At 64.1% G+C, this 16,786-nt stretch carries 14 protein-coding genes and 1 tRNA gene; 3 read left to right on the top strand and 12 right to left on the bottom strand.

Features of this window, described 5'->3' with window-relative positions; translation table 11 throughout:
• The first annotated feature begins 3 nt into the window (after positions 1-3).
• Positions 4-432: a hypothetical protein gene (locus QBJ92_RS02430; RefSeq protein WP_277968097.1), complete on the top strand. Its 429-nt coding sequence runs from the start codon at positions 4-6 to the stop codon at positions 430-432.
• Between the two features lie 48 nt (positions 433-480).
• Positions 481-1,968: a hypothetical protein gene (locus tag QBJ92_RS02425; protein WP_277968096.1), complete on the top strand. Its 1,488-nt coding sequence runs from the start codon at positions 481-483 to the stop codon at positions 1,966-1,968.
• Here the strand turns inward: QBJ92_RS02425 and QBJ92_RS02420 are convergent.
• From QBJ92_RS02420 to QBJ92_RS02380, 9 genes are all read right to left on the bottom strand, one after another.
• The gene (locus tag QBJ92_RS02420) at positions 1,960-2,337 is read right to left on the bottom strand and encodes a tRNA-binding protein (protein ID WP_277968095.1); all 378 of its coding nucleotides are present in this window, start codon (positions 2,335-2,337) and stop codon (positions 1,960-1,962) included. The two genes, QBJ92_RS02425 and QBJ92_RS02420, sit on opposite strands and share 9 nt — an antisense overlap.
• Positions 2,318-2,989, bottom strand: coding sequence for a glutathione S-transferase family protein (locus QBJ92_RS02415; RefSeq protein WP_277968094.1), 672 nt, complete (start codon positions 2,987-2,989; stop codon positions 2,318-2,320). The genes QBJ92_RS02420 and QBJ92_RS02415 overlap by 20 nt, the downstream gene beginning before the upstream one ends.
• 64 nt (positions 2,990-3,053) lie before the next feature.
• Positions 3,054-3,851, bottom strand: a complete 798-nt coding sequence (locus tag QBJ92_RS02410; protein WP_277968093.1) for a nuclear transport factor 2 family protein — start codon at positions 3,849-3,851, stop codon at positions 3,054-3,056.
• Between the two features lie 336 nt (positions 3,852-4,187).
• A complete protein-coding gene (locus tag QBJ92_RS02405) occupies positions 4,188-4,625 on the bottom strand; it encodes a hypothetical protein (RefSeq protein ID WP_277968092.1) in 438 nt (145 codons plus the stop codon).
• Positions 4,626-4,785: 160 nt separating this feature from the next.
• On the bottom strand, positions 4,786-9,306 hold the full coding sequence (gltB, locus tag QBJ92_RS02400; RefSeq protein ID WP_277968091.1) for a glutamate synthase large subunit: 4,521 nt from the start codon (positions 9,304-9,306) through the stop codon (positions 4,786-4,788).
• Positions 9,303-10,058: a hypothetical protein gene (locus QBJ92_RS02395; protein ID WP_277968090.1), complete on the bottom strand. Its 756-nt coding sequence runs from the start codon at positions 10,056-10,058 to the stop codon at positions 9,303-9,305. Before QBJ92_RS02395 ends, gltB begins: the two co-directional genes overlap by 4 nt.
• Entirely contained in the window at positions 10,055-11,497 is a 1,443-nt protein-coding gene (locus tag QBJ92_RS02390) for an NAD(P)-dependent oxidoreductase (RefSeq protein WP_277968089.1), read from the bottom strand. The genes QBJ92_RS02395 and QBJ92_RS02390 overlap by 4 nt, the downstream gene beginning before the upstream one ends.
• 159 nt (positions 11,498-11,656) lie before the next feature.
• Entirely contained in the window at positions 11,657-12,466 is an 810-nt protein-coding gene (locus QBJ92_RS02385; RefSeq protein ID WP_277968088.1) for an undecaprenyl-diphosphate phosphatase, read from the bottom strand.
• Between the two features lie 60 nt (positions 12,467-12,526).
• Complete coding sequence (locus QBJ92_RS02380) at positions 12,527-13,462, bottom strand: complex I NDUFA9 subunit family protein (RefSeq protein WP_277968087.1); 936 nt, start codon at positions 13,460-13,462, stop codon at positions 12,527-12,529.
• A 96-nt stretch (positions 13,463-13,558) separates the two neighbouring features.
• Here QBJ92_RS02380 and QBJ92_RS02375 point away from each other — a divergent pair.
• A tRNA-Leu gene (locus tag QBJ92_RS02375) sits at positions 13,559-13,645 on the top strand.
• Positions 13,646-13,973: 328 nt separating this feature from the next.
• Here QBJ92_RS02375 and QBJ92_RS02370 read toward each other — a convergent pair.
• The 3 genes from QBJ92_RS02370 to QBJ92_RS02360 are packed head-to-tail and all read right to left on the bottom strand — an operon-like array spanning position 13,974 to position 16,536.
• Positions 13,974-15,662 (bottom strand): recombinase family protein, encoded by a 1,689-nt coding sequence (locus QBJ92_RS02370; protein ID WP_277968086.1) that lies wholly within the window; start codon positions 15,660-15,662, stop codon positions 13,974-13,976.
• Positions 15,662-16,051, bottom strand: coding sequence for a DUF2924 domain-containing protein (locus tag QBJ92_RS02365; RefSeq protein ID WP_277968085.1), 390 nt, complete (start codon positions 16,049-16,051; stop codon positions 15,662-15,664). Before QBJ92_RS02365 ends, QBJ92_RS02370 begins: the two co-directional genes overlap by 1 nt.
• A complete protein-coding gene (locus QBJ92_RS02360) occupies positions 16,048-16,536 on the bottom strand; it encodes a DUF3489 domain-containing protein (protein ID WP_277968084.1) in 489 nt (162 codons plus the stop codon). The genes QBJ92_RS02365 and QBJ92_RS02360 overlap by 4 nt, the downstream gene beginning before the upstream one ends.
• Positions 16,537-16,786 lie beyond the last annotated feature (250 nt).

Below are 16,786 nucleotides of genomic sequence, written 5' to 3'. Positions count from 1 at the left end.
CCGATGACTCGATCCATGTTCCCCCGGCTGACCCTCTCCGCCGCCGCGCTAGTGGCGGTAGGGTCGGGCCTGATCGTGTCTGCGCCCGTAGCAGCACAGAATGTGCCGACGCCGACGATGACCATCTACGGCAACCAGAAATGCCCGACCGACACCAACGGCAACGAAATCGTCGTGTGTGTCCGCCGCGCGCCGGGTGAGCAGTTCCGCATTCCAAAGGAGTTGCGCGAACTCGAAGTCACCCCGCAGAACCAGAGCTGGGCAGCCAAGGCTGAGGCCAATGACAAGGTCGGAGTCGAGGGCATCGGCAGCTGCTCGACGGTCGGTGCCGGCGGCGCAACGGGGTGCCTGGCGCAACGCGGCCAGCAGTGGAAGCGCGAGCGCCAAGCCGCCAAGGGCGATCAACGCGCCGTCGACCGGGCGCTCGAATAACGTGATCAGGGCGGGACGTCGCACCGTGATGCTGCTTCGCTCCGCCAGTTGAGCGCGCTCGACCGCAAGGTGCCGTCCGCAGCGGTTCGGGGGCCGCATGCGGTCGCGGCGATGCTGTTCGGCCTCGTCTGGATATCGTGCGTCTGGTTCGGGTCCTACGCCCTCAACCCCAATACGGCGACGCGCCTGTTTGCTGCCATTACGCTCGTCGAACGGGGGGACGCGCGGATCGATCGATATCAATCGCTGACGATCGACAAGGCGCAGTTCGGGCAGGGCGATGCGCGGCACTATTACATGGACAAGGCCCCCGGCATGACGCTGATGGCGCTACCTGCCGTGTGGGGCGTCGACCGCTTGACCGGCACGGAAGCGAGCGATCAGATCATCGACATCGCCAATCCGCGGCTGACGGCATTTATGCGGGCGCGCCTCAGCGTCGCGGTCGCGTCGACCGCAGCGATCCTCACCGCCTTCGCCACGGTCCTGTTGCTCGACCTCGGCACCGGGATTACCGGAAGTCCCGCCGCCGGGCTATTCGCGGCGCTGGGTTATGCGATGGGGTCGATCGCGTGGGGATGGTCGACCAGCCTGTTCGGCCATGCGCCGGTCGCGGCGCTGTTGTTGATCGCCACCTGGGCGATCTGGCGCGGTACCGCTGGCGCTACCGAGGAGGCGCGCGGGCGGTATCCGGTGATGGCGGGGCTCACGCTGGGATGGGCCGTCGCGATCGAGTATCAGTCCGCATTGAGCGGCGTCGCGATCGGCGTCTGGGCACTGTGGCGCACCCGGCGCTTCGCTGCGCGCGCGCGCTGGCGGATCTATAACGTCACGCTGGTCAGCGCGGCGGCGGCGTTCGTTCCGGTGGTCGTGTATAACGTCATCGCGTTCGGCACGCCGTTCATGCTCGGATATCAAGGCGTGGTCGGGTTCGACGGGATGAACCAGGGGGTATTCGGTTTGACCTATCCAAAGCCCGCGATCCTGTGGGAAATCCTGTTCGGGCTTCGCCGGGGTCTGGTGTGGGTTTCGCCCGTGCTGCTGGTCGGGGTCGTCGGCCTCGTCGGGATGATCCGGCGCCCTGACACCCGCGACATGGGCTGGCTGGCGGTGGCGGTGATCGTGGTCGTCGTGTCGATCAACGCCTCTTATTATTATTGGGACGGCGGCGCTTCGATCGGGCCGCGGCATTCGGTCCCAGCCATCCCGTTTCTCGCGATCGGGCTCGCGCCGTTCTGGGCGTCGCTGCGGGGCCCGCGTCTGCGGCAGGCGGCAATCGGTTTGCTGGCGCTGTCGATGGTGATCAATCTGGTCATCGCCAGCACCGACATCTTCGCCCCAGAAGCGTTGGCGGCGCCCGCCTGGACGCGCAACTTCGTCGGGCTATTCCTGGCCGGCAAGCTTCAGACCTTGCCCAATCTCTTCTTCGGCTGGGGCGCGTGGTTCGGGTTCGCGCTGTATCTTGATATCGCGCTGCCCTTGCTCGCGCTGATCGTATGGCAGACGCGCCGGGCCGAGCGCGCCCTGTCAGAATAAGCGACTGCCGTTCGGGACACGCTGGTCCGGCGCGATCAGCACGACCTCGCCCGCTTCATCCGGGAAACCGAGCGTCAGCACCTCGGACATCACCGGCCCGATCTGGCGCGGCGGGAAGTTGACCACCGCCGCGACTTGCCGCCCGACGAGCTGCTCCAGCGTGTAATGCACCGTGATCTGCGCCGAAGAGCGCCGGGTGCCGATCTCGGACCCGAAGTCGATCACCAGGCGATAGGCGGGCTTGCGCGCCTGCGGGAACGGCAGCGCCTCGACGATCGTCCCGACGCGCACGTCGACCTTCAGAAAATCGTCGAATGCGATCTGTCCTGCGGTCTCGGGGGATGAAGGCTCAGAAGTCGACATCGTCATAATGTTTCGGTGCCATGATTCCCTCCATCCGCTCTGACAGCAGCGGACGGAAGCTCGGGCGGCTCTTGAACCCGCGATACCATTTCGCGGTCTGTTCGTGATTTTTCCAGTCGATCCCACCGAGATAATCCGCGACCGAAATCTGTGCCGCGGCGGCAAGATCGGCGAGGCTCATCGTCGCACCCGCCATCCAGTTGTGATGGTCGAGCAGGTAATCGGTGTAATCGAGATGTCGCACGGCCGCTTTCATTGCGTCGCGAAGCCGCTTCGAATCGGGTGGTTCCTTCGTCACAATGCGCTTTTCCATGCGCTCATGCAGCAATGGAGCGACGATATCGGCGAAAAATTGCGTGTCGAACCACGCGACGAGGCGGCGGATTTCCGCGCGGCTGGTCGCGGTGCCGTTGATCATCGCGGCCTTCTCGACCGTTTCCTCGAGATATTCGCAGATCGCCATGGAATCCATCAACAGGATGCTACGGGACTGGTCCGCCAGCACGGGGACTTGCCCCGCCGGGTTCATGTCGAGGAATTCGTCGCGCCGCTCCCATGGGCTTTCGCGGACGAGTTCGTAGCCGATGCCCTTTTCGCCCAGCAAAAGCCGGACCTTGCGCGAGAACGGGCAGAGCGGGAATTGGTAAAGTTGCCACATACGGCCGTGGTAGGAGGTGTGGGACGCAGGGGGAAGATGGCGCGGGGGTTTAATCGGTCAGACGTTACGGCGTGTGGCCGGACAGCGCGGTTGAGCGCGGCTGGCCCGGGCGCGCCTCCTGCCGCGTGCCTTCCGTGACGATCCCGCCATTTTCCTCGACGACCACCTTCGCGATCGTATCGCCGTCCGTGACGAACGCGAACCTTAACGCACGCCCCGGTGCCTGGAACGTCGCGACGTCGATCGCGACGAGATCGGCGGACATGTGCCCGGATACGATGTGAAGCTGTCCTTGGGCGAGGGTAACGGCGATGTCGCTCAGCGGTGACGTGTACCGCCCGACATAGCGCTGCAAGGTCGCCACGGGTATATTGATCGCGGCCGAGGCAGGCGGCTCGACCACGGGGCCATGCGCGTAGCTGAGCACGCGACGCATCCGGGGCGCGCTTCCCACGTCCTGCCACACGACCGCGAACCGCGCTTCGCCATCGACCCGTTCGGGTTGGCCGTCACGCCGGGCATAGAAACGGTGCCGTCCGGTCAGCATCGCGCCGAACCCCGGCACCGGATCATAGGAGAGCGACCCCGCAACCAGTTCGCGGCGGACATGAAATCCCTTCGTACCGCAAGGGCCGTCCATCAACGACGCGACGACCGCGTCGCGCGAGACCGTGGCGCCGGTCTTGTCATGGTAGAACTCGACATCGGGCGTCATCATCGCTTCCATGCGCCTGCGGTCGCATGTGTTGAACGCTGCCCAGAAGGTGTCGTCCGCCGCCCTGATACGATCTTCGGTTGGTAGGGGAGCGGGGGAGTGCGTACCAACGAGCGTGGTTGCGAGCAGCGCTATCGGATGAAGCATCGACATTTCGTCCCAGTGGCGGGTTCGGTCATTCGAACTGTGTTATTCGAATAATACGCTACGATCGCCAACTGGCAAGCGAGTGGGTCGAGGGGAAAGGGAGGAGAATTTCCGACTGGTGACTTACGCCGGGCATGGCACCACGCTCGCCGCGATCGGGAAGGTTGCGGGCGCGGCTCGGGATGGCTCTTTTGGGAGAGCAAGAGCAGTTGCGTTGAACGGGCGTCGGTTTCCTGTCGCCCGGCCCGTATGCCCGAACGTCCGGACCGCAGCCTTACCCGTTCCTGCCGAAGGGACCCATCCCATGGAGTTGCCCGACGGAGCGGATGTCGACTTCTAGCGGTCGGCGTCCAGACCGAGCCCGCTTTGCGCCAGGACCGCGCGCAATCGGTCGGTCGTGCGCTGGAGTTCGGCGGTCATGCTCGCGACTCCCGTGGCGGCCTTGCCGGTCGCTGCAATCGCGCCCTTCGCGCCTTGGTGGAGGTGATCCGCATAATGGGGATCCTGCCGGGCGATGACGTCCGCCAGCGTATCCTCGGGCCGGATCCGCGCGCTGGGGTCCGCGAGTTGCGCGACCGGACCGACGTGCGTCTGGAGCAATGCGTTTGCATATTGGTCGACGACCGCGGCGAGCCCCTCCTGAATGAGCGGGTTCGACAGGAGCGCGCCCACCTTCGCCGCGTCGATCTGCGGCGACGGGCGTGGGGCAGGCTCATGCGCCAGCGCGGGAGTGGCGACGGTGAGGGCAAACAAACCTAGGAGATACAGACGCATGGCGTACCTTTTGGACTACGGTCAGACGTCGCCGATAGCATCTTTTCGAAGGTCCGTCGATCCGTCGGGCTGGTGGCGCCACTGCGCGGCAGTCAAAGGTTACGGACGGGGCCGCCCGCAACCTTTGGCTCCTGCCTGCGCCGCACCACCGCGGCGCTAATTATTCCGCGGCAACCTGCTCCACCCGGTCGTCGATCGGATGGGCAAGCCTGGTCAGCATTTCCTTCGGCACCACCTGCCAGAACCGATCCACCACGCGGCCCCAATCGTCGAGCAACGCGCCCGACCATTTGCTGTCGGTCGCGGCGTGGTGCGCCCGGACCATGCCGAGCAGCACCGCTTCCCAATGCAGCGACGACAGGCGGTTCCATGTGATGTTGTCGGGGTTGGCACGCCGCGCGAAGCTGCCGTCGGCGTCGTAGATGAACGCCATCCCGCCGGTCATCCCTGCGCCGAAGTTCGCGCCGACCGGGCCGAGCACGACCGCGGTCCCACCGGTCATATATTCGCAGCCATTCGCACCACAGCCCTCGACCACGACGTTCGCGCCCGAGTTGCGCACGGCGAAGCGTTCGCCCGCCTGGCCAGCCGCATAGAGGCTGCCCGACGTCGCGCCATACAACACAGTGTTGCCGATGATCGTATTGTCCTGCGACGCGAGCGGCGAACTCACCACCGGGCGCACCGCGATGATGCCACCCGACAGGCCCTTGCCGACATAGTCATTGGCGTCGCCGAACACTTCGAGCGTGATCCCCTTGCACAGGAACGCGCCGAGGCTCTGCCCCGCCGACCCACGCAGCCGGACGTGGACGTGCCCGTCCGCGAGCGCCGACATCCCGAAGGTGCGCGTGATCTCGCTAGACAGCCGCGTCCCGACCGCGCGGTGCGTGTTGCGCACCGAATAGGTCAGCTGCATCTTCTCGCGCCGACTGAACACTGCGCCCGCATCCTTGATGATCTGCGCGTCCAGGCTGTCGGGCACTTCGTTGCGCCGCGTCGTCAGGCTGAAGCGGCGCTGGTCGTCGGGCGCATCGACCTTGGCGAGGATCGGATTGAGGTCGAGATCGTCGAGATGTTCCGCACCGCGGCTCACCTGGCGGAGCAATTCGGTCCGGCCGATCACTTCGTCGAGGCTGCGGAAGCCGAGCCTTGCCAGGATGTCGCGGACTTCCTCGGCGATGAAGGTCATCAGGTTGATGACCTTTTCGGGCGTACCGGTGAACTTGTCGCGCAGCTTCTGGTCCTGCGTGCAGACACCGACCGGACATGTGTTCGAATGGCACTGGCGCACCATGATGCAGCCCATCGCGACGAGCGACAGCGTGCCGATCCCAAACTCCTCCGCGCCCAGGATCGCCGCGATGACGATGTCGCGCCCGGTTTTGAGCCCGCCGTCGGTGCGCAGCTTGATCCGCCCGCGCAGGCCGTTGAGCGTCAGCGTCTGGTTGACCTCTGACAGCCCCATCTCCCAAGGCGTCCCGGCATATTTGATGCTGGTTTGCGGGGAGGCCCCGGTGCCGCCGACATGCCCTGCGATCAGGATGACGTCGGCATGCGCCTTGGCCACGCCCGCCGCCACCGTGCCGATGCCGGCGGACGAGACGAGCTTGACGCACACCCGCGCGGTCGGGTTGATCTGCTTGCAGTCGTAGATGAGCTGCGCGAGATCTTCGATCGAATAGATGTCGTGATGCGGCGGCGGCGAGATGAGCGTCACGCCCGGGGTCGCATGGCGCAGCTTGGCGATGAACTCGGTCACCTTGAAGCCGGGCAGCTGCCCGCCTTCGCCGGGCTTGGCCCCCTGCGCGACCTTGATCTCGATTTCCTCGCAGGCGTTGAGATATTCCGCAGTCACGCCGAAGCGACCGCTGGCGATCTGCTTGACGCCCGAATTGGCGTTGTCGCCATTGGCGCGCGGCGAATAGCGTTCGGTGTCCTCGCCCCCTTCGCCCGACACCGCCTTCGCGCCGATCCGGTTCATCGCGATCGCGAGCGTCTCATGTGCCTCCGGGCTGAGCGCGCCGAGCGACATGCCCGGCGTCACGAAGCGCTTGCGGATCTCGGTGATCGCCTCGACCTGGTCGACCGGGATGCCTTCGTCGGGATATTTGAACTGGAGCAAGTCGCGCAGATAGACCGGGGGCAGCGCCTCCACCCCGCGCGCGAATTGCAGGTAAGTCGAATAGCTGTCGTTCGCGACCGAGTTCTGCAGCAGATGCATCAGCTGCGCCGAGTAAGCGTGCGTCTCGCCGGTATGGCGCTGGCGATAAAAGCCGCCGATCGGGAGCGTGGCGACGCCCTCGTCGAACGCCTTGTCGTGGCGAAGCTGAGCGTTGAGGTGGAGCGAGGCATAGCCTTCGCCCGAGATCTTCGCGGGCATCCCAGGGAACAGGTCGTTGACGAGCGCACGGCTGAGGCCGACCGCCTCGAAGTTATAGCCACCGCGATAGCTGGAGATCACCGCGATCCCCATCTTCGACATGATCTTGAGGAGGCCCTCGTCGACTGCAGTGCGATGCCGCTTGAGACATTCGGCAAGGGGCAGCTCGCCGAACAGCCCGCGCGCCTGGCGATCCGCGATCGACGCTTCGGCCAGATAGGCGTGGACGGTGGTCGCGCCGACGCCAATCAGCACCGCATAATAATGCGTGTCGAGGCATTCGGCGGTCTGGATGTTGATGCTGGCATAGGAGCGCAGCCCCATGCGGACGAGGTGCGTATGCACCGCCGCCGCCGCGAGCACGCCCGCGATGCCGATCCGGTCGACGCCGATCGCCATGTCGGTCAGGAACAGTTCGCTCTTGCCCTGGCGCACCGCCGTTACCGCTTCGGCACGGATGCGGGCGATGGCCGCACGGAGCGTCTCCGGCCCGCCGCCTGCCTCGAAGGTGCAGTCGATCTCTGCCGCCTGCGCGCCGAAATGCGCCTTGAGCTGCGCCCAAGCGGTGCCGTCGAGCACCGGCGATTGCAGCACCAGCACGCCGTCGCGCCGGTCCTCGGTGTCGAGGATGTTGGCGAGATTGCCGAAGCGCGTCTTGAGCGACATCACATGGCGTTCGCGCAACGGGTCGATCGGCGGGTTGGTGACCTGGCTGAAATTCTGCCGGAAGAACTGGCTGATCAGGCGTGGCTTGTCCGAGATGACCGCGAGCGGCGTATCGTCGCCCATCGAGCCGATCGCTTCCTTCGCGCCCTCGACCATCGGCGACAGGATCAGCTCCATATCCTCGAGCGTCTGCCCCGCCGCGACCTGACGGCGCGTGAGGTCGGCACGATCGAAACGCATGATCGCGTCTTCGGCGGGCTGCGGCAGCGCCTCGATCCGCTTGAACGCGCCGATCATCGCGGCGTAATCCGCCTCGCCCGCGATCTGATCCTTGATCGCGCGGTCATGGTACAGCACGCCCTCGTCGAGATCGATCGCGAGCATCTGGCCCGGCCCGAGCCGGCCCTTCTCGATGATCGTCGATTCAGGCACCACGACCATCCCGCTTTCCGACCCGACGATGACGATCCCGTCGACCGTGCGGACATAGCGCAACGGGCGGAGCGCATTGCGGTCCATCCCCGCGACCGCCCAGCGGCCATCGGTCATCGCGAGTGCGGCGGGGCCGTCCCACGGCTCCATCACCGATGCGAGATACTGGTACATGGAGAAATGATCGGCGGGCATGTCGATCGAATCCGCCATCGCCTCGGGCACCAGCATCAGCTTGGCGGTCGGCGCGTCGCGGCCCGAGCGGCAGATCGCCTCGAATACCGCGTCGAGCGCTGCGGTGTCGGACGCGCCCGCCGGGATCACCGGCTTGATGTCCTCCGACTGATCGCCGAACGACAGGCTCGCCATCTTGATCTCGTGGCTGAGCATCCAGTTCTTGTTGCCGCGGATCGTGTTGATCTCGCCATTGTGTGCGAGGCAGCGGAACGGCTGCGCCAGCCACCATTGCGGGAAGGTGTTGGTCGAATAGCGCTGATGGAAGATCGCAACGCGGCTCTCGAACCGCGGGTCGCGCAGATCGGGGTAGAACACCGACAACGATTCCGCGAGGAACAGGCCCTTGTAGATGATCGACCGGCACGACAGCGAGCAGACGTAGAAGCCCTGGATCTGCGCCGCGATCACGCGCTTCTCGATCCGGCGGCGGACAAGGTAGAGGTTCTTCTCGAACTCGGCGGCGGTCTGGTCGTCGGGCAGGGGCCCAGCGATCATGATCTGCTCGATCTCGGGGCGGGTCGCCTGCGCTTTCTGGCCAATCACCGACACGTCGACCGGCACCTGGCGCCAGCCGTAGATCGTATAGCCTTCCTCGATGATCGCGCTCTCGACGATCGTGCGGCACGCCTCCTGCGCGCCGAGATCGGTGCGGGGCAGGAAGATCATCCCGACCGCGAGGCGGTTGGGCATCTGGCGATGGCCAGAGGCGGCGACCGCATCGTCGAAGAACTTGAGCGGGAGATCGATGTGCAGGCCTGCGCCATCGCCGGTCTTGCCATCCGCATCGACCGCGCCGCGGTGCCACACAGCCTTCAGCGCATCGATCGCGGATTGCACGACGCGGCGCGAGGGCGTGCCATCGGCCGCGGCGACAAGACCGACGCCGCAGGCGTCGCCCTCGAATTCGGGGCGATACATGCCGTGTTCGGCGAGGCGGAGGCGTTCGGAGTCCATGTTGGTCATGATGTGCCCTTGGGGTCTTGCAGCTTGTTCTCTTTGGTACCCATCGCCTTCGCAAGGCGCGCTTTCTCAGCCGGGGTCAGGTCTTCCATCCGTCGCGGCGGCGGCAGCGCGGCGGTCGCCTTGGTAGCAGCTTCCATGAAATGCGGCATTTGCTGCATCATCCTGGGCATCATGTCCTTCATCGTATTCATGACCGCAGGATCGGTCATGATCGTGGTGACGGTCGCCGCATATTTCGCCCCGGTCGGCGTTCCGAAATACCGATCCAGATCGGTCAGCTCGGTTAGCGAGAAACGATTGGCATAGGCATGCGCCATCCCGTCGCGAAGCTCGGGCTCCATCGTCGTGAAGAAGTCGCCCATCGCCCCGAGCATCGCGTGCATCGTGAGTTGCTGACGCTCTTCCCACCGCGGGTCGTAGATTGCCATGATCTGGGTGAGATCGATCTTGTCGAGTTTCTGCGCATCCTCGACCTTCATCCCGCCCATTTGCGCGATCTGGCCGAGCGGCATGGCCTTGATGGCACCGCCCACGCCGCCCATGATTGAGTCCATCGAACCCGACATGAGTTGCTTGTAGACGCCGGGGGGCAGGAGCCGTGCGGCGACGCGACGCGCTACTGCCAGCCGGGCGGGATCCGTCGGCGCGCCGGGTTGTGCGGCGGTTTGAGCAACGGATGTCGGCGCGCCCTGCGCAAAGGTCGGTGACCCAACCATGGCGAGCACGCCCGCGATGATACAGGCGTATCTCACGCCGCGACCTTTGCGGTCCGCGCCTTCGCCTTCAGGAAGTTATGCATGGTCGCCGCAACGTCACGCCCGTCGCGGATCGCCCAGACCACCAGCGATGCGCCGCGCACGATGTCGCCCGCCGCGAAGACGCCGTAGAGCGAGGTCATCAGCGTCTTGTTGTCGACCAGCACCGTGCCCCAGCGCGTCACGCCAAGCTCGGGCGCATCGAACAGCCGCGGCAGATCCTCGGCGTCGAAGCCGAGTGCCTTGATGACGAGATCGGCCTGCAGATCGAACCCGCCCTCGGGATCGATCTCGGGGGCGCGCCGAGCGCTCGCATCGGGGGCGCCGAGCCGCATCGCGCTCGCCTTGACGCCGGACACGCGATCTTCGCCGACGAAGCTTTCGGGTGCGGAGAGCCAGACGAACTCGACGCCTTCTTCCTCGGCGTTGTTCACTTCGCGCTGTGACCCCGGCATGTTGGCGCGGTCGCGGCGGTAGAGGCACTTCACCGACGCAGCATCCTGGCGGATCGCGGTGCGGACGCAGTCCATCGCGGTATCGCCGCCGCCGATCACGACGACATGCTTGCCCGCCGCGTTGAGGCTGCCGTCGTCATAGGCGGGGACGGCATCGCCGAAATTCTTGCGGTTGGAGGCGGTGAGGAAGTCGAGCGCATCGACCACGCCGTCGCGCTCGACACCCGGCGCCTTGATCGCGCGCGCCTTGTACACGCCGGTTGCGATCAGCAGCGCATCATGGCGCTGCCGGAGCTCGTCCAGCGTCGCGTCGCGGCCGACCTCGAAGCTTTCGTGGAAGACGATTCCAGCCGCCTTGAGCCGTTCGACCCGGCGCATGATGACCGGCTTCTCGAGCTTGAAGCCCGGAATGCCATAGGTCAGCAGCCCGCCAGCGCGGTCGTAGCGGTCATAGACATGGACCTCATAGCCGTTGCCGCGCAGATATTCCGCTGCCGACAAACCCGCGGGTCCAGCGCCGATCACCCCGACCGACTGGCCGCGGGCAGGCCCCACCATGACCGGTTCGACCCAGCCCTGTTCCCAAGCGGTGTCGGTGATGAACTTTTCGACCGAGCCGATCGTCACGGCACCGTGGCCCGAAAACTCGATGACGCAATTGCCTTCGCACAGCCGGTCCTGCGGGCAAATGCGACCGCAGATCTCGGGCATGGTCGAGGTGGCGTTGCTCAGCTCATACGCTTCGCGGAGCCGCCCCTCTGCGGTCAGGCGAAGCCAATCGGGGATGTGATTGTGGAGCGGGCAATGCACCGAACAATACGGCACGCCGCACTGCGAGCAACGTCCGGCCTGTTGCTCAGCCTCGGGAGCCGCGTAACGATCCGCAATCTCCTGAAAATCCTCCGCCCGCAGTTCGGGCGCACGTTTTGCAGGATACGCCTGATCGCGATCGACAAATTTGAGCAGCAATGAGTCAGCCATGCACGCATCCTTTCGAGGAAGCGGCGCATATCGTACTATTATGTCGCTGTCACCGAAAAACTACGATATAAGTCACGTATGCTGACCTATTAAATTGCCGCCGGGTGGTTATGGCGGAAATCCATTGCCGGCTTGGTAAGTAAAACGACCGGAATGGACCTATAGCGTGGAAAGCCACGCCAATGCGATGGCGCCGGCAATGATCCGGTACACCGCGAAGGGAACGAACCCGTAGCGCGTCACCACGCCGATGAACCATTTCACCACGAGCAAGGCGACGACGAACGACACCGCAAACCCCAGCGCGATCGCACCGAGCCCGACACCCTGGCCGCTCATCATCTCGTGCCGGTTCTTGACCAGCTCGAGCGCCGTCGCGCCGAGCATCGTCGGAATTGCGAGGAAGAAGCTGAACTCCGCCGCCGTCCGCCGCTCGACCCCAAGCGCGAGGGCGCCGAGGATCGTCGCGCCCGACCGACTGACGCCGGGGACCATCGCGAGACACTGCAGGAAGCCGATGCCGATCACCTTCGTGAGCGGAATGTCGGCAACCCCGACAATGTCGCTCTTGGGGGCAAGCCGCTCGACCGCGATGATCGCAAGCCCGCCGACGATCAGCGCAATCGCAACCACCTCGGCATTGCCGAGCAACGCCTCGATCTGCTTGTGGATCGCAAGGCCGATCACCGCGGCGGGAATGAACGCAACGAGCACGTTGCGGACGAACAGCAGCGATTTCGGCTCGCGCTTCATCACCCCCATGCCGACCGCCCAGAATGTCCGCCAGTAGAGTGCGACGATCGCGAGGATCGCGCCCAACTGGATGATCACGTTGAACGCCCCCCAGCGTGCCGCGTCATAACCGAGCAGCTTGGTCGCCAGAATGAGATGGCCGGTCGAGGAAACGGGCAGGAACTCGGTGACCCCCTCGACGATGCCGAGGAGGATGATGTTGATGATCTCGTTCACGTGCGTTCCCTTCTACGGCTCCGCGAGGCCGGCCATCGATCGCGGACCTCGCCGGCTTTGTCAGGCAGCGATCGGTGCAGAGAAGCGACCGCCCTTGCGGTAGCGCACCAGCCATGCCGGCGCGACCGCATCGAGCGGCGTCGGCGTGATTCCGAGCGTATCGAGTCCGCTCGCCCCCGCCGACACGACATTGTCGGTCGCCAGCATCTTCCACTGGTCCTTGGTGATCGGCGCGCCCGGCAGGAAGCCGAGCCCCGCGATTGCGGCACCGATCGAATCGGGCAGCTCGACGATCCGGCGTTTGTGGCCGGTCATCTTGGCGATCCAGCGGATCAGCGCGCCCATCGTGATCGTGTCGGGGCCGCCGAGTTCGAAAGTCTTGCCTGCCGCGATCATGGGTTCGTCCAGCGCCTTGACGACCGCTTGCGCGACATCGCCGACATAGACGGGCTGGAACGTCGTGCCCGACCGCAGCACCGGAACGACCGGCGCGCTGCCGATCATCGCTGCGAATCGATTGAGGAACTGGTCCTCGCGACCGAACACGATCGACGGACGCAGGATGGTCGCGGACGGGAAGGCGGCGCGCACCGCGGCCTCGCCATCCCCCTTCGAGCGACCGTAAGCCGAATCCGACGCACTGTCCGCACCGATCGCGGACATATGAATCAGGGTCTCCACCCCGGCACGCTCTGCGGCCTCGGCGACGATTCGGGCGCCATCGACCTGAATCTTCTGAAAATCGCCGGCGAGGATGCCGACGAGGTTCACCACCGCATCCGCACCCGCGACCGCGCGCGCGACCGATTCGGGTTTGGTGATGTCGACCGCGACGAACTGCGTTTGGCCGAGGCCCCCCAAGGGTTTCAGGAAAAAGGCCTGATGCGGATCACGCTGCGCGATTCGCACCCGCGTGCCGCGTTCCAGCAGCGCCTGCGCCACATAGCGACCGAGGAAACCCCCGCCGCCGATCAAAGTCACCAGCTTGTTGTTCATCGAAGCGCCTTCTCGAATGTCGATCTGTCCTCTGCCTAGCATCGTGCGTGTTGACAAGACCAACGACGCTCCCCTAAGGCCCGCCACCTACCCAGTGCCCGGATGGCGGAATTGGTAGACGCACCAGCTTCAGGTGCTGGCGATCGCAAGGTCGTGGAGGTTCGAGTCCTCTTCCGGGCACCATTCTTTTCGCATTGCGCTGACTATTACATAGCCTTCGGGCACGTTGGCGAATGTCCCCGCATTTCCGGCGCTTTACGGACCGGTAGTTCTGGCGGTGGAGCCTAGAGACGGACACCATCGCGAAAATTAGAGGCGAATACGGCCTTCGTCTCAAGAGCCGAAATTCGGGACTCCACATTCAAAGTGAGTACAATTACGTAAGCGACCGTGGACTTCGTCGGAAGCCAACTGGGGGCTTAGTTTCGATTGAAGTTGACGTGAGCGGCGAGCCGATGCGGTCTCGATTGTATGCCTTTCGGTCGTCCTGACCCGGAAGGCAGCTTCAGCATTAGAGGTCGAGCAAGACCTTCTGCTGTGCCCAGCAGGCGGGTAGAGCCATCGCCAGCAGCTTTGCGGGAGTGAGTGTCGGTGGATGTCGTCCATCGCTGATGGCCCGTACGATCTCGGGAGCGAGCCACGATAGCCGAACTAGCCGGGTCATACGCGTGCTGCATTGGCCGGTGCTGCTGGCAAGCAGTTTAATAGAGGTTTCGGGCGAAGCCATGACGGCAGCGCGCGCGGCGACGGCATCGGCCAACAGCGTGACCAGCGTCTCGTCGCGGCGTACAACAGTTCCATCGTCGTTGGTCATCACCAACTTTACCGCCTTCCCGTGACGAACACGGACGGCTGGCGTAGTAAGCTGAACCGGCGCATCCTTAGTACCACTGTCGATCCCCAGGGCTCTAAACAGAGCCGCCCGATCCACGATCAGTTGAACTTGCTCATCATCCAGCCTGACACGTTGGACCAACGCTCTGACCAGCGTGTGCCGACCGTAATGGGTGGCAAGCTTGCCGACCATCTCGGCCGCAGTCGCGATTATCCCAGCAACCGTCTGCGCGGGTAGCTTTGGCGGTAGCAGTTGCCGAAGTTGATGCGAGGATGAGAGCAGCGCGCGAAGCCGGTCAACAACCACTTCCTCGATATCGCCAGCTGGCAGACGCGACGCCACCGGGCCGTGCTCAACCAGCTCGGATGCTGGGGTAATGTAATAGCGGTAGCGTTTAGCGGACTTTACCGCATGGCTCGGAGCCATCCGCCGACCGTGCATGTCGTACAGTACACCGACCAGCATGCTCGCTGTACGATGGTTGGTGCCAGAGTTGCGCTGGACCTGACCTGCCGAGATGGTCTGTTGCACCTGTTCCCAGAGTTGGGGCGAAATGATTGGAAGGTGCGCGCCTTTGAACGCAATACCCTTGTGAACGATGTCGCCAACGTAAATCCGATTACCGAGCATGTTGAACAGCATGCCGCGCTCAAACGGAACGCCACCGCGAGCGGAGCCGTTCGCCAGTTGTTGTACTTTGGTTCGGTAGCCATCGCTGCGTAGCTCGTCGATCAGCCCTCTGCCGGACCCGAGTGCTACATAGCGTTCGAAGATATGCCGGACGGTGCGTGCATCGTCATCGTTGATAACGAGCAGGCGATTTTCGACCCGGTAGCCCAGCGGCACTGGTCCCCCCATCCACATGCCCTTGGCCTTGGATTGCGCAATCTTGTCGCGGATGCGCTCCCCGGTAACCTCGCGCTCGAACTGGGCAAAAGACAGGAGTACGTTGAGCGTGAGCCGACCCATGCTGGTCGTGGTGTTAAAGGCCTGGGTTACCGATACAAACGAGGCCCCGCGGGCATCGAGTACATCGACGATTTTGGCGAAGTCCGAGAGCGCGCGAGTCAAACGGTCGACCTTGTAGACGACGATGACGTCAACCTTACCCGCCTGGACATCCGCCATCAGCCGTTTCAGTCCTGGTCGTTCCATATTGCCGCCCGAGAAACCGCCATCGTCATACGAGTCTTTCACCAGCGTCCAGCCCTCGTGACGCTGGCTCAAGAGATAGGCTTCGCAAGCTTCGCGTTGCGCATCGAGGCTGTTGAATGCCTGATCGAGACCTTCTTCGGTGGACTTGCGGGTGTAGATTGCACAGCGGACCGTGCTCGATCCGACTGAGCGAACTGTCGCCTTTGCCATCAGTTCAGCCCAAAGAAGCGTGGCCCTGACCAGGCCGTGCCGGTGACGTGGCGGGCAATGGCAGACAGCGAGCGGTAGCTTTCTCCGTCCATGAGAAAACCGTCGTCAGTGGCAAGCACATCGATGGTACGACCGTTCCAGCTACGGACAAGCTGTGTGCCGGGCTTGATCGTACGCGCAGCGGAAGTTGTGGGACGCGTTAGCGACCGCGCGACCCGTATTGGTATGCTGCCATAGACTTTCTCTTGTAGCCGGTAGGCGATACCGAGCCGGAGCAGGTCTGGTGACAGTTTGGGGGCAGGGACCTTGTAAGTTTGCATCCATTCGGCACGCAGGTCGGCCGGCGACAACGTCGCCAGCCGAGCAAGCTTCTCATCAATGCCCATCATGCCGCCATATGGTAGCGAAAGGCGCCGGTTTCGCCGCTGCGGGTGATGGCATGCCCCTTCTTGCGCAAACCGGTTAGTGCGGCCCGTGTAGTGTGCGGCAGCCAGCCGGTGACCTGAACAAGTTCGTCCAGGCTGGCGCCGGCGTCGCGGCGGAGAAGTTGCGCGACCGTGGCGATCTTACTGTCGGCCCGAGCAGCAGGGACAACGGTCTTTGGCACTGGCGCTTCGGCAACCGTTACCCGCCCAGCACTGGTGATGAGCAACCCAAAGTAGCTATTGCCATTCTGTCGCCAGCTTGCGTTTGTGTCCGTCACCAGAGTTTCTGTAACCAACGCGTGTTTGATGAGCGGGGGGATGGCATTTTGAATGCCAGCATCAAGGTCGCCGACATGTTCAGGAGCAGGTAGTAGGCTGCCATCGCTGCTTTCGGCGGCGATGGTTAGCAAAGCAAGCTGGAGGTCGGTGAGTTTAAAGGGCTGTGCCATGATGTTGGCCTTTCGGTCTTCGGCCGCGGCAAAATGCTGCTGCCACTGACCCAAGCCCCGTCAATGCAGGGCTCGCTGGAGTGGTGCTGGCATGCAGCGCCGGTTCATGGCCGGTGGCGTTGATCAGTCCGGCCCTGACAGCAATGCTCGAACCGTACACTAAGTCGAGAGCAAAGCCGGTTTGAGGGCTCAACTTTGTTAAAATTGGGGGGAAAGCCGCCCGTCCGCTTTGGAGCGGACGGCCGAAAAA

The organism is Sphingomonas echinoides, from assembly GCF_029623395.1.
GTDB classification, from domain to species: domain Bacteria; phylum Pseudomonadota; class Alphaproteobacteria; order Sphingomonadales; family Sphingomonadaceae; genus Sphingomonas; species Sphingomonas echinoides_A.
This window is presented reverse-complemented; position numbering and strand designations above follow the sequence as displayed.

Bases quoted from the DNA above. Each gene is read 5' to 3' on its own strand.
- QBJ92_RS02430 (WP_277968097.1), top strand. From the start codon at position 4: ATGACTCGATCCATGTTCCCCCGGCTGACCCTCTCCGCCGCCGCGCTA.
- QBJ92_RS02420 (WP_277968095.1), bottom strand. From the start codon at position 2,337: ATGACGATGTCGACTTCTGAGCCTTCATCCCCCGAGACCGCAGGACAG.
- QBJ92_RS02415 (WP_277968094.1), bottom strand. From the start codon at position 2,989: ATGTGGCAACTTTACCAATTCCCGCTCTGCCCGTTCTCGCGCAAGGTC.
- QBJ92_RS02410 (WP_277968093.1), bottom strand. From the start codon at position 3,851: ATGCTTCATCCGATAGCGCTGCTCGCAACCACGCTCGTTGGTACGCAC.
- QBJ92_RS02405 (WP_277968092.1), bottom strand. From the start codon at position 4,625: ATGCGTCTGTATCTCCTAGGTTTGTTTGCCCTCACCGTCGCCACTCCC.
- gltB (WP_277968091.1), bottom strand. From the start codon at position 9,306: ATGACCAACATGGACTCCGAACGCCTCCGCCTCGCCGAACACGGCATG.
- QBJ92_RS02390 (WP_277968089.1), bottom strand. From the start codon at position 11,497: ATGGCTGACTCATTGCTGCTCAAATTTGTCGATCGCGATCAGGCGTAT.
- QBJ92_RS02380 (WP_277968087.1), bottom strand. From the start codon at position 13,462: ATGAACAACAAGCTGGTGACTTTGATCGGCGGCGGGGGTTTCCTCGGT.
- QBJ92_RS02370 (WP_277968086.1), bottom strand. From the start codon at position 15,662: ATGGCAAAGGCGACAGTTCGCTCAGTCGGATCGAGCACGGTCCGCTGT.
- QBJ92_RS02365 (WP_277968085.1), bottom strand. From the start codon at position 16,051: ATGATGGGCATTGATGAGAAGCTTGCTCGGCTGGCGACGTTGTCGCCG.
- QBJ92_RS02360 (WP_277968084.1), bottom strand. From the start codon at position 16,536: ATGGCACAGCCCTTTAAACTCACCGACCTCCAGCTTGCTTTGCTAACC.